The organism is Vibrio sp. (assembly GCF_048266485.1).
Taxonomy (GTDB): Bacteria; Pseudomonadota; Gammaproteobacteria; order Enterobacterales; family Vibrionaceae; genus Vibrio.
Window position 1 is genome coordinate 788,463 of sequence record NZ_JBLWZK010000001.1, and the last position, 16,620, is coordinate 805,082.

17 protein-coding genes are annotated in these 16,620 nt (G+C 42.0%); 10 read left to right on the forward strand and 7 right to left on the reverse strand.

Going from position 1 to position 16,620, the window contains the following annotated elements:
* Genes arsC through ACN0T8_RS03580 form a run of 3 tightly spaced genes read left to right on the forward strand, consistent with a single transcriptional unit; the run spans position 1 to position 1,412 of the window.
* Entirely contained in the window at positions 1 to 351 is a 351-nt protein-coding gene (arsC, locus tag ACN0T8_RS03570; protein WP_417879271.1) for an arsenate reductase (glutaredoxin), read from the forward strand.
* Entirely contained in the window at positions 348 to 965 is a 618-nt protein-coding gene (gene wrbA / locus ACN0T8_RS03575) for an NAD(P)H:quinone oxidoreductase (protein ID WP_417879272.1), read from the forward strand. Before arsC ends, wrbA begins: the two co-directional genes overlap by 4 nt.
* Before the next feature lie 12 nt (positions 966 to 977).
* Positions 978 to 1,412: a DUF2069 domain-containing protein gene (locus ACN0T8_RS03580; protein ID WP_417879273.1), complete on the forward strand. Its 435-nt coding sequence runs from the start codon at positions 978 to 980 to the stop codon at positions 1,410 to 1,412.
* Between the two features lie 5 nt (positions 1,413 to 1,417).
* On the opposite strand, the gene ACN0T8_RS03585 is transcribed toward ACN0T8_RS03580, so the two are convergent.
* Entirely contained in the window at positions 1,418 to 2,332 is a 915-nt protein-coding gene (locus ACN0T8_RS03585; protein ID WP_417879274.1) for a LysR family transcriptional regulator, read from the reverse strand.
* A gap of 110 nt (positions 2,333 to 2,442) precedes the next feature.
* On the opposite strand from ACN0T8_RS03585, the gene ACN0T8_RS03590 reads away from it, so the two are divergent.
* Positions 2,443 to 3,453 carry an NADP-dependent oxidoreductase gene (locus tag ACN0T8_RS03590; RefSeq protein ID WP_417879275.1) on the forward strand — a complete coding sequence of 337 codons (1,011 nt, stop codon included), beginning with the start codon at positions 2,443 to 2,445 and terminating at the stop codon, positions 3,451 to 3,453.
* A gap of 82 nt (positions 3,454 to 3,535) precedes the next feature.
* Positions 3,536 to 4,684, forward strand: coding sequence for an iron-containing alcohol dehydrogenase (locus ACN0T8_RS03595; RefSeq protein WP_417879276.1), 1,149 nt, complete (start codon positions 3,536 to 3,538; stop codon positions 4,682 to 4,684).
* 96 nt (positions 4,685 to 4,780) lie between these two features.
* Here ACN0T8_RS03595 and ACN0T8_RS03600 read toward each other — a convergent pair whose 3' ends face one another.
* Both ACN0T8_RS03600 and upp read right to left on the reverse strand, forming a co-directional pair.
* The gene (locus ACN0T8_RS03600; RefSeq protein ID WP_417879277.1) at positions 4,781 to 5,905 is read right to left on the reverse strand and encodes a DUF2066 domain-containing protein; all 1,125 of its coding nucleotides are present in this window, start codon (positions 5,903 to 5,905) and stop codon (positions 4,781 to 4,783) included.
* Positions 5,906 to 6,133: 228 nt separating this feature from the next.
* Positions 6,134 to 6,760: a uracil phosphoribosyltransferase gene (gene upp, locus ACN0T8_RS03605; RefSeq protein WP_417879278.1), complete on the reverse strand. Its 627-nt coding sequence runs from the start codon at positions 6,758 to 6,760 to the stop codon at positions 6,134 to 6,136.
* Positions 6,761 to 7,062: 302 nt separating this feature from the next.
* Between upp and purM the strand changes: the two genes are divergently transcribed.
* Positions 7,063 to 8,103, forward strand: coding sequence for a phosphoribosylformylglycinamidine cyclo-ligase (gene purM, locus ACN0T8_RS03610; protein WP_417879279.1), 1,041 nt, complete (start codon positions 7,063 to 7,065; stop codon positions 8,101 to 8,103).
* Positions 8,104 to 8,158: 55 nt separating this feature from the next.
* Positions 8,159 to 8,815, forward strand: coding sequence for a phosphoribosylglycinamide formyltransferase (purN, locus tag ACN0T8_RS03615; protein ID WP_417879280.1), 657 nt, complete (start codon positions 8,159 to 8,161; stop codon positions 8,813 to 8,815).
* Positions 8,816 to 9,067: 252 nt separating this feature from the next.
* Here purN and ACN0T8_RS03620 read toward each other — a convergent pair whose 3' ends face one another.
* Positions 9,068 to 9,901, reverse strand: a complete 834-nt coding sequence (locus ACN0T8_RS03620; RefSeq protein ID WP_417879281.1) for a class II glutamine amidotransferase — start codon at positions 9,899 to 9,901, stop codon at positions 9,068 to 9,070.
* A gap of 63 nt (positions 9,902 to 9,964) precedes the next feature.
* Positions 9,965 to 10,543, reverse strand: a complete 579-nt coding sequence (lpcA, locus tag ACN0T8_RS03625; RefSeq protein WP_417879282.1) for a D-sedoheptulose 7-phosphate isomerase — start codon at positions 10,541 to 10,543, stop codon at positions 9,965 to 9,967.
* Between the two features lie 443 nt (positions 10,544 to 10,986).
* Between lpcA and fadE the strand changes: the two genes are divergently transcribed.
* Complete coding sequence (gene fadE, locus ACN0T8_RS03630) at positions 10,987 to 13,461, forward strand: acyl-CoA dehydrogenase FadE (RefSeq protein ID WP_417879283.1); 2,475 nt, start codon at positions 10,987 to 10,989, stop codon at positions 13,459 to 13,461.
* 130 nt (positions 13,462 to 13,591) lie between these two features.
* Here the strand turns inward: fadE and dnaQ are convergent, their stop codons facing one another.
* On the reverse strand, positions 13,592 to 14,338 hold the full coding sequence (gene dnaQ, locus ACN0T8_RS03635) for a DNA polymerase III subunit epsilon (protein WP_417879284.1): 747 nt from the start codon (positions 14,336 to 14,338) through the stop codon (positions 13,592 to 13,594).
* A 68-nt stretch (positions 14,339 to 14,406) separates the two neighbouring features.
* Between dnaQ and rnhA the strand changes: the two genes are divergently transcribed.
* Positions 14,407 to 14,868: a ribonuclease HI gene (gene rnhA, locus ACN0T8_RS03640; RefSeq protein ID WP_287024979.1), complete on the forward strand. Its 462-nt coding sequence runs from the start codon at positions 14,407 to 14,409 to the stop codon at positions 14,866 to 14,868.
* Between the two features lie 9 nt (positions 14,869 to 14,877).
* Here rnhA and ACN0T8_RS03645 read toward each other — a convergent pair whose 3' ends face one another.
* Entirely contained in the window at positions 14,878 to 15,630 is a 753-nt protein-coding gene (locus ACN0T8_RS03645; protein ID WP_417879285.1) for a methyltransferase domain-containing protein, read from the reverse strand.
* Between the two features lie 40 nt (positions 15,631 to 15,670).
* Between ACN0T8_RS03645 and gloB the strand changes: the two genes are divergently transcribed.
* On the forward strand, positions 15,671 to 16,453 hold the full coding sequence (gloB, locus tag ACN0T8_RS03650) for a hydroxyacylglutathione hydrolase (RefSeq protein WP_417879286.1): 783 nt from the start codon (positions 15,671 to 15,673) through the stop codon (positions 16,451 to 16,453).
* Positions 16,454 to 16,620 lie beyond the last annotated feature (167 nt).

The window sequence follows — 16,620 nt, forward strand, 5'->3', positions numbered from 1 at the left end:
ATGTCAGTTGTTATTTATCACAACCCACGCTGCTCAAAAAGCCGTCAAACATTAGAGCTATTAACTAGCCAAGGTATTGAACCACAAATCGTAAAGTATCTTGATGACACACCGGATATTGCCACGCTAAAAACCTTGTTTAAGCAACTAGGCTTAACCAAAGTTCGCGATATGATGCGCACCAAAGAAGATATTTATAAATCACTAAACTTAGCCGATGAGACTTTGAGTGATGATGATCTATTTAACGCTATGGCTGAAAATCCAAAACTGATTGAACGTCCTATCGTAGTTGCCAATGACCAAGCTCGCCATGGCCGCCCACCAGAGCAAGTGCTTGAGATTCTATGATTGATCCACAGCTAAAGCGCAGCTCCGTGACTATTGTTGTGTTGTACCATAGCCGACATGGTACGACACAGCAATTAGCTCGCCATATTGCTCGAGGGGTAGAATCGGTAGAAAACTGCCAAGCTTCATTGCGTACTGTTGCGGATATTGATTCCAATGACGACTATCCTGCTACCGACCCGGTGATCAAATTACCAGAGTTAAAGCAATGTGATGGACTGGCGATTGGTAGCCCCGTTTGGTTTGGCAATATGAGTGCTGCAATGAAACACTTTTGGGATCAAACCACTTCTTTATGGATCGCTGGTGATTTAATTGATAAGCCTGCTTGTGTATTTACCTCATCATCTTCCCCTCATGGTGGGCAAGAAACCACTCAACAATCAATGATGTTACCGCTATTACATCACGGTATGATGGTGATGGGACTCCCTTATTCAGAACCAAGTTTACACACTAGCTTTAAAGGCGGAACGCCCTATGGAGCAAGCTCGATATCAAAGCAAGGTCATAGCGGACTCGATAAACAAGTGACTGAGTTAGCATTTGCACAAGGCCAACGTTTAGCAAAAGCGGCTTTAGCCTTATCATCTCTGCATGCTTCATCAACATAAGAAACGGACTGTATGACACAATCATCGGCGACATCGCCACTTTTGGACCGCTATTTAGCTCTATTCAGCTACTTTGCACTACTGCTGTGGGTACTCGCATGGCATGGTTTTATTTCCCCTCATCCCGATCTTAACTCAACCGCCGTCACCGTAGGTTGGTGTATTCCGTTACTGCTGCCTTTTATCGGTATCATTAAAGGTAAGCCCTATACCCACGCTTGGGCGAACTTCATTTTAATGTTCTACTTTTTGCACTCATTAACCATTTTATATATCGATAATGGGGAGCGCATACTTGCAGCTATTGAACTGCTTTTAACTAGCATTAATTTTGTGGCTAATATTCTTTATGCTCGCCACAAAGGTAAAGCGCTCGGCTTAAAGCTAACGCGCCTTTCAGAAGTAGAAAAGCAAGAAAAAGCCAAATATGAAGGTTCAAACAAATAGTATAATTATTCAGAAAACGCTTGCGATAAAACTTTCTGAACTTCGGTTCTAAGCCAACGGTGTGCAAGGTTATTATGTTGCCTTGCATGCCAGACCATATGATATTGATATGTCGACGTATCTACCGGTGCATCCATTACCACCACTTCTAAGTGCTCTGCCATTTTTCTCGCCAAACATCCTGGCAAGGTCAGCAATAAATCACTTTGCTCAATAGCGTAAGGCGCAGCGGTAAAGTGTGGCATTCGCAATACTACGTTACGCTTACGACCAATTTTTGCTAACGCCAAATCAATCGCCCCGGCCCGATCGCCCCCCATAGTGATCAAAGCATGAGTACTATTACAATAAGCATCTAGGGTTAAAGGCTGATTAGCTAAAGGGTGACCTTTTCTCATCATGGTCACTAAACGATCTGGGCCAAGAGCCTGCGCATAAATATCAGCTTGCGGTTTTTGCACATCACTACTAAAACTTAAATCAGCCTCACCAAGCGATAACTTTTCCATCATATCTGGCTGACGGTTCAAACACGTTAATGACACTCCCGGTGCTTGCTCAAATAACGTTTTATAAACGGGTGGCATGAATACTTGCGCGAAAAAATCACTCATCATTAAAGTGAAATGAGTATTGGCTTGCTTGGGTTCAAAATCCGCAGGATTGAGCAAAGTCTCTGCGTGCTGCAATAAACAATCCAATGACGTTGACATTTCAATCGTACGCTCGGTAGGCAATAAGCCTCCTTTGGTTCTCACAAATAACGGATCACCAAATTGATGACGCAAACGCTGCAAAGTACGGCTCATTGCCGATTGCGTGATATTAAGTTGCAAAGCGGCTTTAGTAACACTTTTGGTGCGAATCAAAGCTTGTAATGCGACCAATAAATTTAAATCGACTTGATTTAGCTTATTCATGATATGACTTTAGCTCATTTTGGTAATTATCTTTATGCATTAGGAATATATTACCTTTCTCGCTATTCTAACAGCATAAATTTTCAATCAACTCCACGATAGAGGTTCCAATGCATATTGAAAGTAAAGGTTATGCTTTAAAACAACGTCCAGCTGGCATGCCAACTCAAGAATGTTTTGAGTTACAAATCGAAACGATTACTGATATCGCTGAAGGCCAATTCATCATCAAAAACCTTTGGTTATCCGTTGATCCTTATATGCGTGGCAGAATGACCGATGCCGAAAGTTATGTACCGCCATTTCAACTTGGTGAATTAATGCAAGGCTCTGCGATTGGTGAAGTGATTGAATCAAAGCACCCAGACTTTCAAGTAGGTGACAAAGTTAACAGCATGCTTGGTTGGCGCGAATACGCAGTCTCAACCGGTGACATGGTACAAAAACTGCCACAGACTACACTACCTGAGCAAAGCTTCCTTGGGGTTGCGGGGATGCCAGGCTTAACCGCTTGGGTTGGTTTAAATATTATTGGCGAATTGAAAGAAGGCGAAACCGTATTAGTTTCTGCCGCTTCAGGTGCGGTCGGTAGCCTAGTCTGTCAATTTGCTAAATTAAAAGGCTGCCGGGTTATTGGTAGTGCTGGCAGTGATGAAAAAGTGGAATGGTTAAAATCACTTGGTGTCGATGGCGTCATCAATTACAAAGATTATAACAATGCCGCTGAGCTTGAAGCCGCACTCGCAGAGCATTGCCCACAAGGTGTTGATGTATGCTACGAGAATGTTGGTGGTGATCACTTAGAAGCCGCATTAAATTTATTAAATCGTTATGGACGCATGAGTGTCTGCGGCATGATTGATTTGTATAACCTAGAAGATGCTAAAGCCGGCCCAAATAATCTGGCTAATATCGTCAAGAAGAGCCTACGCATTCAAGGCTTCATCGTTTCTGATCACTGGGAACATTATCCAAGCTACGTTGCACAATTAACTCAATGGGTTGAGCAAGGAAAAATCAGCTGGAAAGAGACGACCCGTGAAGGTATCGAAGCCACCCCGGATGCTTTCCTTGGATTATTTAAAGGTGAGAACATCGGTAAGATGCTCATTAAACTGTAATAAGAAATCATCATTCTAAACACAATCTAAATTCAATAACGTCGCTTTCACGCAAAAGCGACGATTTACTCTGGAGCAACAAATGAACAATTTTAGCTATCAAAATACGACTCAAATTCATTTTGGCCAAGGTCAAATTTCAGCAATCACCAATAGCATTCCTAAAGACAAAAAAATTCTGGTGACATACGGTGGCGGTTCAATCAAAAGCAACGGTGTGTATGACCAAGTAGTTGCTGCGCTTAAAGATCATACTTGGGATGAATTCTCTGGTATCGAGCCAAACCCACAATTCGACACTTTAATGAAAGCCGTTGAAAAAATCCGTGCCGAAGGCTTTGACTACCTATTAGCTGTTGGCGGTGGTTCAGTGGTTGATGGTACTAAGTTCATCTCTGCGGCAGTGGGTTTTGAAGGTGACACTTGGGATATTTTAGCCAAAGGTGCTGAAGTAAACAGTGCGCTACCTTTAGGTTGTATCTTAACCCTACCTGCAACCGGTTCTGAAACCAACATCGGTGCAGTAGTGACTCGTGGCAAAGAAAAATTAGCGTTTATGAATCCACTAGTACGTCCTCAGTTTGCAGTATTGGATCCACAAACCACATTAAGCCTGTCTGAGCGTCAAACCTCTAACGGTGTGGTTGATGCCTTTGTTCACGTAATGGAGCAATACTTAACGTACCCTGTTAATGCGAAAATCCAAGACCGTTTCGCAGAAGGTATTTTACTGACTTTAATCGAAGAAGGTCCAAAATTAATCGATAACCTACAAGATATCGAAGCTCGTACTAACGTTATGTGGGCGGCTACTCAAGCACTAAGCGGCTTAATCGGTGTTGGCGTACCTCAAGATTGGGCAACGCACATGATTGGTCACGAACTAACCGGTAACTTCGGTGTAGACCATGGCCGTAGCTTAACCATCGTACTTCCTGCTGTAATGGATGTATGTCGTGAAGAGAAAAAAGCCAAGTTACTACAATATGCAGAGCGTATCTGGAATATCACTGAAGGTTCGGATGATGCTCGTATTGATGCGGCGATTGAGAAAACCAAGCAATTCTTCAGCCAAATGAAGACTCCTGTTTCACTTGGTGAAATCGACCTTGCACAAGCAGACGTTGATACTGCTATCACCAGCTTAGAAGCGCATGGCATGACAAAACTCGGTGAGCACGGTTCAATTGATATTGCCCGTTCACGTAAAGTGCTAGAAAGCGCGCTTTAAGTTATAGCGATCTCAATTAATCACTGAACGAATGAACACAACAAAAAAGGGAGCCAACTTGGCTCCCTTTGTTATATATTCAATATTTACCTTACTTTATAAGCTAAACCACAACTGCTGATCAACTGGCAATTGTTCATCAGCCGTTTTTTTCCCTAGCTCTGAGCTCTCTAGCGTAGCTGATTGTTCTGCAACTTTTGCAGAGTCCACAGGCGCTTGTGTTTTCTCTATTCCTTTTAATCCCATAACTTGCTTTTCAAAGTCCGTTTTATTGCTTAATAGTTGAATATTGAATATTACATTCGTACCTTGGATTGAATGCACTTGTACCGTTGCAACACTCTCTAAATCAAGTAAAGAACGCTCTAAAATAAAGAAAGATTTAGCCGATTGAATGCCAGAAAAGTGAGCCCATAACGCATCATCCACCACATGTTTACCGGTTGGTTTATTTTTCTGAGCGTAGTAAGCACTCACTCGGTCAATAGCTTTATCTATCGCTTGAGCTAAATCGCCACTTTCAGTACCTGTAATAGCAGATTGAGGCGAAGAGGTAATACTATCGGGAGTCATATCATAGAGCTGCCAATTAACTTCTGAAGATGGTCCATCAGCCGCCACTTTTAGTACGAGTACTGAATCTGCCGGATAGCGAATACTGGCCGCTGCGAGTGGTTCAGGAAAGCCACCCCATAAATCTGGCGCAGAAATCTTAGTGAAATCATCCATATCACCCACTGGCAACGTGATCGGAAGCCCTGAGTGCTGCGCGGCCGTTTGTAAAGCTGACACTGAATCTAATCCAGATTGCTCCCAACCGACTCGACGTTCAACATTGTCATCTTGCACTAACCAAACTAAAACATTCTCACGCTCTTTCGGCCAAATCGAAGCATTGGCTTGTGATAACAACACACTAATTTGTTTAGGGTTATACTGCATATCTAAACTTTTTTCGCCATTTAGAGTGCTATATTCAAATTTTGCCAAATAATCAGAGCCATCGCGCATGGCTTTTTTTACGACTTCATTGTCAGCAATATTGGCATTACCCGATGCTTTAATTAGCACTTGTTCAAGACCTTCTGCCCATGCGATTGAACGTGCATTTTTTTCATTACTTAACACAACTTCTGCGTGATATACATCAACCGACGTTTTAGCAACTGTCGTTAATGGAAATAAAATCGAAACGATAAGGGGAATAGCAAAATAACGCATAACAGACCTGTTTTTTATTCAGAAATCATTCTGTGTTGTAACACCAAACACTTACACCAAACACTTACACCTAAGTCATTTGGATATATATTAAGCCGCTAATAATACATGAAACGTATACATTTTTCTGCGTACTAATAAGTAGAAAAAAGCGACTCCATTCATTCAATAGAGTCGCTTTATACTAATTAATTCCATCTTCCAGATAATTTTCTGCAATGGCGCTGTTTATTGAGTACCGAAGATCTTATCACCAGCATCGCCCAAGCCCGGAACAATATAACCTTTATCATCCAGTTTTTCGTCAATCGCAGCAGTGTATAGCTCAATATCTGGGTGCGCTTTCTCTAAAGCTTCGATGCCTTCTGGAGCAGCAACGAGCACTAATACTTTGATGTGGTTACAACCTTGCTCTTTTAACAAGTCAATCGTTGCAATCATAGAGCCGCCAGTAGCTAACATTGGGTCAACGACTAAAGCGATACGCTCATTAATGCTAGAAGTTAACTTGTTAAAGTATGGGATTGGTTCGAGTGTTTCTTCATCACGGTATACACCAACAACGGAGATTCTAGCACTTGGCATGTGCTCAAGTACGCCATCCATCATACCTAAACCAGCACGAAGGATCGGCACAACAGTGACTTTTTTACCTTTAATTTGGTCAATTTCAACCGGGCCATTCCAGCCTTTAATTGTCACTTTCTCTGTTTCAAAATCAGAGGTCGCTTCATAAGTGAGTAAACTTCCCACTTCAGTTGCTAACTCACGAAAACGTTTTGTGCTGATATCGCTTTCGCGCATTAGACCAAGCTTATGCTTAACCAGTGGGTGTTTAACTTCTACGACTTTCATGTCCAACTCCGTGCTTAATTTTGATAAACAAGAGAATTATATACCCAAGTCACTTCAAGATGCGAGTTTCAGCAAGAATAAAACAAGCTTTAGGCAAGACAAATTGAATATGATCATAGTGATTCTATCTCTGTTCAAGTTTACACCTCAAACTGACCAAAATTTATTGATAGAACTCATTAAATTTTTTGACCAATCATTGAAGTAAAAAAACTGACGCAAACGTTTTCCTTTTCGCTTCATCCCCTGTTAGAATAGCCCCGTTTTTCACATCCAATCAAATCAAAGGCGAGGATATCCCCGTGAGTGGTAACAATTCTTCTCTAAGCTATAAAGACGCTGGTGTTGATATTGATGCAGGTAATGCATTAGTCGATAAAATTAAAGGTGTGGTAAAACGCACTCGTCGCCCTGAAGTTATGGGTGGCATCGGTGGCTTTGGTGCATTATGTGAGCTACCAACCAAATACAAGCAGCCGCTTTTAGTTTCTGGCACAGATGGTGTTGGAACAAAACTGCGTCTGGCTTTGGATATGAAAAAACACGACACCATTGGTATCGACCTTGTCGCCATGTGTGTAAATGATTTAATCGTTCAAGGTGCAGAACCTCTTTTCTTCCTAGACTACTATGCAACAGGCAAACTAGATGTTGATACCGCAGCAGAAGTGGTAACTGGCATCGGTGAAGGTTGTATCCAAGCGGGTTGTTCTTTAATCGGTGGTGAAACGGCTGAAATGCCTGGTATGTACGAAGGCGAAGACTACGATGTCGCTGGCTTTTGTGTTGGCGTAGTCGAAAAAGCAGATGTTATCGATGGCACAAAAGTAGCCGCTGGTGACGCTTTAATCGCGGTAGGTTCAAGTGGCCCTCACTCAAACGGCTATTCACTTATTCGTAAGATCCTTGAAGTGTCTCAAGCTGATTTAAATGAAGACCTAAACGGTCGCACGATCGGTGAACACCTTATCGAGCCAACTAAGATCTACATCAAATCAGCGCTTAAAATGATTGAAAAGCATGATATCCATGCGATTTCTCATATTACTGGCGGCGGTTTCTGGGAAAACATTCCACGCGTATTACCAGAAGGCACTAAAGCAGTGATCGATGGTAACAGTTGGGAGTGGCCAGCAATTTTCTCTTGGTTACAACAAAAAGGAAATGTTGAAACCTACGAGATGTACCGTACCTTCAATTGTGGTGTAGGCCTGATTGTGGCACTTCCACAAGATCAAGCACAAGCCGCTGTAGAACTACTTAATGCTGAAGGCGAAAATGCTTGGATCATCGGTCAAGTAGCAACAGCTGAAGCGGGTGAAGAGCAAGTCGAAATTAAATAAGCAAACAGCCGAAAGTCCAATTGACTTTCGGCTGTTCTTATTTGGCAAGGAATGTATGAAAAATATCGTTGTATTAGTTTCAGGTAATGGAAGCAACCTACAAGCCATTATCGATGCTTGTGAATCCGAACAAATTCAAGCCAAAGTCACGGCAGTGTTTTCAAACAAAGCCGACGCTTATGGTTTAGAGCGTGCAAAAAATCATTCAATCGCAGCTCACTCCCTTTCCGCGCAAGACTTTCTAAATTCAGATGGAAAACCCGATCGTTTGGCTTTTGATACTGAATTGATGAAGCAAATCGACGCCTATCAACCTGATTTAATTATTCTCGCTGGTTATATGCGTATTCTCAGCAGTAACTTTGTAGAACATTACTTAGGCAGAATGCTAAACATCCATCCTTCTCTACTTCCTAAATATTCAGGCCTTAACACGCATCAGCGCGCCATTGATGCCGGTGATAGTGAACATGGAACCAGTGTCCACTTTGTGACTGAAGAATTAGATGGTGGCCCTGTTATTTTACAAGCTAAGGTACCTGTTTTTGAAGATGACAGTGCCGATGATTTAGCCAAGCGGGTCCTCGTCCAAGAGCATAATATTTATCCTCTGGTGAGCAAATGGTTTATTGAAGGCCGATTAGAGATGAAACAACAGCAAGCTTATTTAGATGGTCAGCCATTAGGATTGCATGGGTACGCTGAAGACTAGTGTTTCGTGTTTCGTGTTTCGTGTTTCGTGTTTCGTGTTTCGTGTTTCGTGTTTCGTGTTTCGTGTTTCGTGTTTCGTGTTTCGTGAGGAGTTTTAGCTTCCTTGTTTTACATAATCAATAAGATTATCGTCTTTTTCTCGCAACACGAAGTAAAGCACTCTCGTCACTCGCACCACATTCAAGCAACGAGAAGCGAAGCGCCCGAGCCACGAAATACGCTCCCCTAGGAACTAGGAACTAGGAACTAGGAACTAGGAACTAGGAACTATATTCTTTGGTGCAAACGGCTCATCAATCAAATCTAAGCTATTATCTAAAATCAGCTCACCAAAATGAAACACTCCATATTCACTCGGCTTCATTTTGTGCCAGCGTTCGTTATCGGTTAACGGTTGAGTGGCAATCACTGAAACCACATCATTGGGCGTAGTTTCTTCTTGAAAGTCGATACTGACTTCTTCATCAATCAATGTCGCTTTACCAAAGGGCGCTCGCCTTGTTATCCAGTGAAGATTGTTGGTGCAATACATCATCACATATTCACCATCACTCAACAGCATGTTAAATACACCAAACTTTTTCAACTCATCACAACATTGAGCAATAAACTGAAAGATCTCCGGCATTTGACGAGAATGTGGTGGCTCTGGATAACGGTCTTCAAGTTGCTTTAAAATCCAGCAAAATGACAGCTCGCTATCAGTCTCTCCAATAGGGCGATGGCGGCCAGTATTTAAACCTTGGTAACCACTCAATTGACCATTATGAGCAAACGTCCAGTTCTTCCCCCAAAGCTCACGAGTAAATGGGTGAGTGTTTTCTAAGTTCACCTCACCCCGATTAGCCTGACGAATATGACTAATGACCGCACAACTTTTGATAGGATAGCTCTGGACTAACTCGGCAATTTTAGAATGGCAGCTCGGTTTCGGATCTTTAAAATTACGGCACCCTTTACCTTCATAAAAGGTGATCCCCCAACCATCACGGTGAGGGCCTGTTTTTCCACCACGTTGGATTAATCCGGTAAAACTGAAGCAAATGTCAGTTGGGACATTGGCACTCATACCGAGCAATTCACACATTCATCGTTCCTTTTAACATCCCGATTTTGAAAATAGCCACTTTAAAATATCAAAATAATAAAGTTACTTTTCCATTTCTTTTTCAATCAATTGGATCACGATATGGATAATTTTAATGTGGACTTCTTGAATACGGTCAGCGTAACCAAAATGAGGAACACGAATTTCCACATCGGCAATACCTGCCATTTTACCGCCGTCTTTACCAGTTAAAGCAACCGTCTTCATACCTTTTTGCTTGGCCGTTTCCATTGCTTTTAAGATATTGCCAGAGTTACCTGAGGTAGAAAGCCCGAATACCACATCCCCTGTTTGTCCAACCGCTTCAAGGTAACGCGAAAAAACAAATTCGTAACCAAAATCGTTACTAACGCAAGAAAGGTGACTTGGATCCGAAATGGCAATCCCAGGGTAACCCGGGCGGTTTTCACGGTAGCGTCCCGTTAATTCTTCAGCAAAGTGCATCGCATCACAATGTGAACCACCATTACCGCAAGACAATACTTTACCACCTTGCTTAAATGAATCCGCTATTAGCTTAGCCGCCGCTTCAATATCTTGAAGATTTTTATCATCATTTAAAAAAGCGTTAAGTACTTGGGCAGCTTCTGTGAGTTCACTTCGAATCAAATCTTGGTACATGGGAGATTCCCTTATTTTGAATAGTTATCAATCTTGAGTTTACCTATAAAGCTTGAGTTTACCTACAAAGAACGAGACCTGTCACCCATTGGATGAAATATTTTCGTAAGAAAGAAATGACCATTCGATACTCCCCTTACAAGCTAGTTAGAAAACGAACCATTCTAATAAAAAATATAAGATTAATTTGAAAGATACCTCTTACACAAATCTTCCTTACCTAAAGGCTCGTATGATAACCCGGAATTCTGCATCTTGAAGTCACTTAGCGATACATATCGATTAAAAACATTCATTTCATGCTTGAGATCACTTTTCAACCACATTGGCCTTTTACATTTCCTCAACAAGATGGCTACAATGAATCCATCTGGTACGACCACTTATCTTTTTTGTTATAAAAAAGTGTGGTTTTATCACTCATCATAATAAGGAAGACAAAGATGACCACCCTACTTACCTTAATCGTTACGCTTGTCGTATTCGGTTTTTGTTTATACCACCGTCGCTCTCAGTCGATAACCATTGGGGCGATGGCAATAATCTTGCTGATTTCGACCTTACTTGGCGGACTATCCCCGATTTTATTTGGCGTGTTTATTATTCTTTCAGCATTAGTCGCAATTCCACAGATTCGTCGTTCATTATTCAGTAAGCCGGCACTCAAGGTATTCCGTCAAATTTTACCGGCGATGTCGAAAACTGAAAAAGAAGCGATTGATGCAGGTACTGTATGGTGGGAAGCAGAATTATTTAAAGGAAAGCCTGACTGGAAAAAGCTATCCGACATTCAAGCACCAAAATTAAGTGATGAAGAACAAGCCTTTATTGATGGACCAGTAAATGAAGTTTGTCGCATGGCGAATGACTTTGAAATCACCCATGAATTAGCCGACTTACCACCAGAAATTTGGCAATACCTTAAAGACCACAAATTCTTCGCCATGATCATCAAGAAAAAGTATGGAGGCTTAGAGTTTTCTGCCTACGCACAATCTGTGGTATTACAAAAACTAACCGGCGTATCAAGCGTATTATCTTCAACCGTTGGCGTTCCGAACTCATTAGGCCCTGGTGAATTACTACAACACTACGGTACTAAAGAACAACAAGATCATTACTTACCTCGCTTAGCCGAAGGTAAAGAAATCCCATGTTTTGCTTTAACTAGCCCAGAAGCGGGTTCTGACGCCGGTGCAATTCCTGATTTTGGTATTGTGTGTAAAGGCGATTGGCAAGGCAAAGAAGTGCTTGGTATGCGCCTGACATGGAATAAACGTTATATCACGCTTGCACCAATCGCAACTGTACTTGGTTTAGCTTTCAAACTACGCGATCCTGATGGACTACTCGGTGAGCAAGAAGATATCGGTATCACTTGTGCTTTAATTCCAACGGATACTAAAGGTGTGAAAATTGGTCGTCGTCACTTCCCTTTGAATGTGCCATTCCAAAATGGTCCAACTCAAGGTAACGATATTTTCGTCCCACTAGACTACATCATCGGCGGACCAGAAATGGCAGGCCAAGGCTGGCGTATGCTAGTGGAATGTTTATCGGTAGGTCGTGGTATCACTCTACCGTCTAACTCTACCGGTGGCACTAAAACAGCCGCATTAGCAACTGGTGCATATGCTCGTATTCGCCGCCAATTTAAACAACCAATCGCTCATATGGAAGGCATTGAAGAACCATTAGCGCGTCTTGCTGGTAATGCTTATGTGATGGATGCAGCCAGTCAATTAACGGTTGCCGGTATTGATCTTGGGGAGAAACCATCCGTTATTTCGGCGATAGTGAAATACCACTGTACTCACCGTGGACAACGCGCCTTAATTGACGCTATGGACATCGCTGGTGGTAAAGGTGTCTGTATGGGCCCCGCTAACTTTTTAGCCCGTGGTTACCAAGGCGCACCAATTGCTATTACCGTAGAAGGTGCCAATATTCTCACTCGTTCTATGATCATTTACGGACAAGGTGCCATTCGCTGCCATCCTTATGTATTAGAAGAGATGGAAGCGGCGCATTCAAGCGAGAAAAATGCCCTATCACGCTTTGATAATGCGGTATTTGGTCATATTGGCTTTAGCATGAGTAATGCTGTACGTAGCTTTTGGCTTGGCCTAACGGATGGTCGAGGCTCAGATTATGCAGTGCCAAGTGATGCCAATTTTAACGGTATCATTCATGACCAAATTAAAGGTTATTATCAAAAACTTAACCGTTACAGTGCCAACATTGCTCTAATGTCAGATATTTCAATGGCAGTACTAGGTGGTTCATTAAAACGTAAAGAACGTTTATCAGCTCGTCTAGGTGATGTGTTAAGCCAACTTTATTTAAGCTCTGCAACCTTAAAACGCTTTGAGATGGAAGGCTACCAAGAAGCGGATCTGCCACTAGTGCATTGGGGTGTTCAAGATAGCTTGCGTCAAGCAGAAGAAGCGATTGATGACTTCTTACTTAACTTCCCATCACGAGGAGCAGCAGGATTAATGCGTATGTTAATTTTACCACTAGGTAAGGTACGTAAAGCGCCAAGTGATAAACTCGATAACCAAGTCGCGCAAATTCTGCAAACGCCATCGGAAACGCGCTCACGTATTGGTCGCAATCAATACTTAGAGGCTAGTAAGTTCAATCCTGCAGGTAAAATTGAACTAGCTCTAGAAACAATTCTGCGTGCCGAGCCAATCTTTGATGACATTGTCAAACAATCTGGCAAACGCCGCGCTTTTGTCCAATTGGATAAGGTTGCTGACATTGGCTTAGAAAATGGTTGGATTAGTGAAGAACAAGCTAAGGTTTTATGTGATGCGGAATTCTATCGCTTAGAAACCATCAATGTTGATGACTTTGACCCAAGTGAGCTAATCGTAAAAAATCCTCAAAACAAAATGAGTGAAGTGGCTTAATTCGAAACTCGAAACTCGAAACTCGAAACTCGAAATGATAGTAAAACACCTCAATGGTCACTTAACCATTGAGGTGTTTTTTATGCAATCTATATGGAGTTTCAGTTTCAAATACGCAGAGAGTTGAGGGTTATCCTTCCGGCTCACAGCGCCACAAACAAGTGCCTTTTTTGGCAAATAAATCTAAACGCTCTTCATGTTGCTGCAATTCTTCATCGCTAGCTTTTAAGACTTTCAACGCTTTACGTCCCGTCACTCGCTTAATGGTTTCCCCCGCTCCACCATCTTTAGACTGACCGGCATTAAATTGCATAGCGGTTTGGCCACCTGTCATTAACAAATAGACATCTGCTAAGATCTCCGCATCGAGCAAAGCGCCGTGCAAAGTACGATGGGAGTTATCTATGCCGTAACGATCACATAAAATATCGAGGTTATTTCGTTTACCAGGGAAAATCTTTTTGGCCATCGCCAAGGTATCGGTAATTTTACAAACCTGTGATGTTTTTACATCTTGGTTAGCTAGCTCAAACTCATAATCCATAAAGCCAACATCAAAGGGCGCGTTGTGAGCCACCAGCTCAGCACCTTTGATAAACTCTAAAAACTCTTGATGAACTTGCTTATAGTCAGGCTTATCGACTAAGAACTCATCGGTAATACCATGAACTGCAATTGCTTCAGGGTCGATTTCACGATCTGGCTTAATATAGACATGGAAATGTTTACCGGTCAGTTTGCGATTAATAATTTCTACCGCACCTATTTCAATGATTCGATGTCCCATATACACAGGGCCACCTTCTCGGTTCATACCTGTGGTTTCGGTATCAAGAACAATGATGCGATCATAAGAAACATTAGTGCTGGTATTCATAATAAACTCTTGTCAGACTAGTCGTATTAATGACTGGTTATTCCAATATGGACTCATAGTATCAAATCATGACGAAACACGTAGAAATTTTCACAGATGGTTCTTGTTTAGGTAACCCTGGCCCTGGCGGCTATGGCATAGTGTTGCGCTATAAAGGTAAAGAAAAATACCTATCTGAAGGTTATACCCTCACTACCAACAACCGCATGGAAATGATGGCCGCGGTAGTAGCCCTTAAAGCCCTTACCGAACCTTGCCAAGTGACGTTAACCACTGATAGCCAATATGTACGCCAAGGCATCACTCAGTGGATCCATGGTTGGAAAAAGAAAAATTGGCAAACGTCAGCTAAAAAGCCCGTTAAAAATGTCGATCTATGGAAAGCACTTGATCAAGAAACCGCTCGCCATCAAGTGGAATGGAAATGGGTAAAAGGCCACGCCGGACACCGAGAAAATGAAATTTGTGATGATCTTGCCCGTACTGCAGCCGAGTCCCCTACCCAAGAAGACAAAGGGTTTGAAGGGTAACTATTTCATCTAAACCTTACTGTTCTTTACTTTAGATGAAGCTTTATTAAACCCCACACTGGCGGGTGAAAAACGACGATTTTTCACTTTCCAATGGGGTTTAATTGGCTTTAATGGGTACATACGCTTTTTGGCAACAATAAAATACACACTACCAAATGTTGAAGCGCAAGCTCCCATACCATGCTCAAGCCAAGTAGTCAGTGCTTTCCCTCTACGAACAGGAAACAGAGCATAGGTATCACAATGAATCACTTCATAGTTGAGCAAGCCCAGCCAATCTTTCATTCTATATGGCGTAAACATGCGACCACTCCAAGGCAAATTGTTTTTACGCCAAGGTAATAAACTCGCAGCGCCCGTTAAGCTTATCGGATTAAAGCCAGTCAGAATAATATGCCCATCATCGATAATTATTCTATCAATCTCTCGCAACAAGCGATGAGGATCGCTACAATAGTCTAGCTGATGGCAGACCAAAGCAGCATCGATGCTTTTTTCAACAAATGGTAAATCATAAGCATCAGCAATAACGGAATGAAGCGGATTGGCAATATCGACGTTCACTTGATGTTTGATATTGCAATTATGCGTGGTTAATTCACAACTTAAACCACCCAGTTTTAGCATGTGATAACCAAATAACTTAGGGCACCACTCATCAAGACGGGTTTGGATCGATTCAACCACCCACTCACCATTTTTTAGCTGTTGCCAAGAATGGGGTTGGACGAAAGATTTTTGAATGCGTGCTGGCTTCATAGATTAGATATCTCTTCGCAGTCCGGATTGGAGATCCACAATGTTAACTGATAAAAAAAATTCAGGCTTAACGGTCGAAAGCATACCTGCATTTAATGATAATTACATCTGGCTGATTCAAAATAATAGTCAGTCCTGCGCTTTAGTCGATCCCGGTGAAGCTGCCCCTGTTTTACAACGCTTACAGCAAGATAATTTAGAATTAGAACTTATCATCATTACTCACCACCATGCGGATCATGTCGGTGGCGTGGCGGAATTATTACGCCACTATCCTAAAGCTCAAGTTGTCGGTCCAAGTAATGACCCAGTGTTAATGCTGACTCATTCTGTACAAGGTGGCGACCGTATTGAAGTCTTTGGTGAAACCTTCCTTGTGATGGATGTTCCTGGACACACTAACGGACATATTGCTTATGTCGGTGACGGCAAACTATTTTGTGGTGATGTGTTGTTTTCTGCTGGTTGTGGCCGAGTATTTGAAGGTACTTATGAACAAATGCTCGATTCACTACAAAAGTTGGCAACACTTCCTCAAGAAACCGAAGTCTATTGTGCCCATGAATACACTTCATCAAATTTATCGTTTGCTCTAGCAGTAGAGCCTGATAATGAATTACTACATAACTATCGTGATGAAGTGAATCGATTGAGAGCACAAGAAAAACCGACGATTCCAACCACTATTCGTCAAGAAAAATGGATCAATCCGTTTTTACGCTGCCAAGAACCAAGTGTAATGAAAGCCGTATCGACACGCACCGATGAACTGACCGAACTCTCTGTGTTTTCAGCCTTACGTGAATGGAAAAATGAATTCTAAGGATTATTGAAGTTACCTGGGTATATAACTGAGCAACGTCAAGATATGAGTTTCAATGTCTTGAAGTTACTTGAATATATCTGTTAAATTTTGTTACTTAAAAAAAATACACAGAAACTCGCTGCGAAATCAATCAAATTGCTCATAAATGTATCTAAAACCTTATA

What these genes read in the sequence shown, in the direction of transcription:
- arsC (WP_417879271.1), top strand. Translation starts at nt 1, where the DNA reads ATGTCAGTTGTTATTTATCACAACCCACGCTGCTCAAAAAGCCGTCAA.
- purN (WP_417879280.1), top strand. Translation starts at nt 8,159, where the DNA reads ATGAAAAATATCGTTGTATTAGTTTCAGGTAATGGAAGCAACCTACAA.
- ACN0T8_RS03645 (WP_417879285.1), bottom strand. Translation starts at nt 15,630, where the DNA reads ATGAAGCCAGCACGCATTCAAAAATCTTTCGTCCAACCCCATTCTTGG.
- ACN0T8_RS03580 (WP_417879273.1), top strand. Translation starts at nt 978, where the DNA reads ATGACACAATCATCGGCGACATCGCCACTTTTGGACCGCTATTTAGCT.
- ACN0T8_RS03585 (WP_417879274.1), bottom strand. Translation starts at nt 2,332, where the DNA reads ATGAATAAGCTAAATCAAGTCGATTTAAATTTATTGGTCGCATTACAA.
- rnhA (WP_287024979.1), top strand. Translation starts at nt 14,407, where the DNA reads ATGACGAAACACGTAGAAATTTTCACAGATGGTTCTTGTTTAGGTAAC.
- ACN0T8_RS03620 (WP_417879281.1), bottom strand. Translation starts at nt 9,901, where the DNA reads ATGTGTGAATTGCTCGGTATGAGTGCCAATGTCCCAACTGACATTTGC.
- dnaQ (WP_417879284.1), bottom strand. Translation starts at nt 14,338, where the DNA reads ATGAATACCAGCACTAATGTTTCTTATGATCGCATCATTGTTCTTGAT.
- ACN0T8_RS03590 (WP_417879275.1), top strand. Translation starts at nt 2,443, where the DNA reads ATGCATATTGAAAGTAAAGGTTATGCTTTAAAACAACGTCCAGCTGGC.
- wrbA (WP_417879272.1), top strand. Translation starts at nt 348, where the DNA reads ATGATTGATCCACAGCTAAAGCGCAGCTCCGTGACTATTGTTGTGTTG.
- ACN0T8_RS03600 (WP_417879277.1), bottom strand. Translation starts at nt 5,905, where the DNA reads ATGCGTTATTTTGCTATTCCCCTTATCGTTTCGATTTTATTTCCATTA.
- upp (WP_417879278.1), bottom strand. Translation starts at nt 6,760, where the DNA reads ATGAAAGTCGTAGAAGTTAAACACCCACTGGTTAAGCATAAGCTTGGT.
- fadE (WP_417879283.1), top strand. Translation starts at nt 10,987, where the DNA reads ATGACCACCCTACTTACCTTAATCGTTACGCTTGTCGTATTCGGTTTT.
- ACN0T8_RS03595 (WP_417879276.1), top strand. Translation starts at nt 3,536, where the DNA reads ATGAACAATTTTAGCTATCAAAATACGACTCAAATTCATTTTGGCCAA.
- gloB (WP_417879286.1), top strand. Translation starts at nt 15,671, where the DNA reads ATGTTAACTGATAAAAAAAATTCAGGCTTAACGGTCGAAAGCATACCT.
- lpcA (WP_417879282.1), bottom strand. Translation starts at nt 10,543, where the DNA reads ATGTACCAAGATTTGATTCGAAGTGAACTCACAGAAGCTGCCCAAGTA.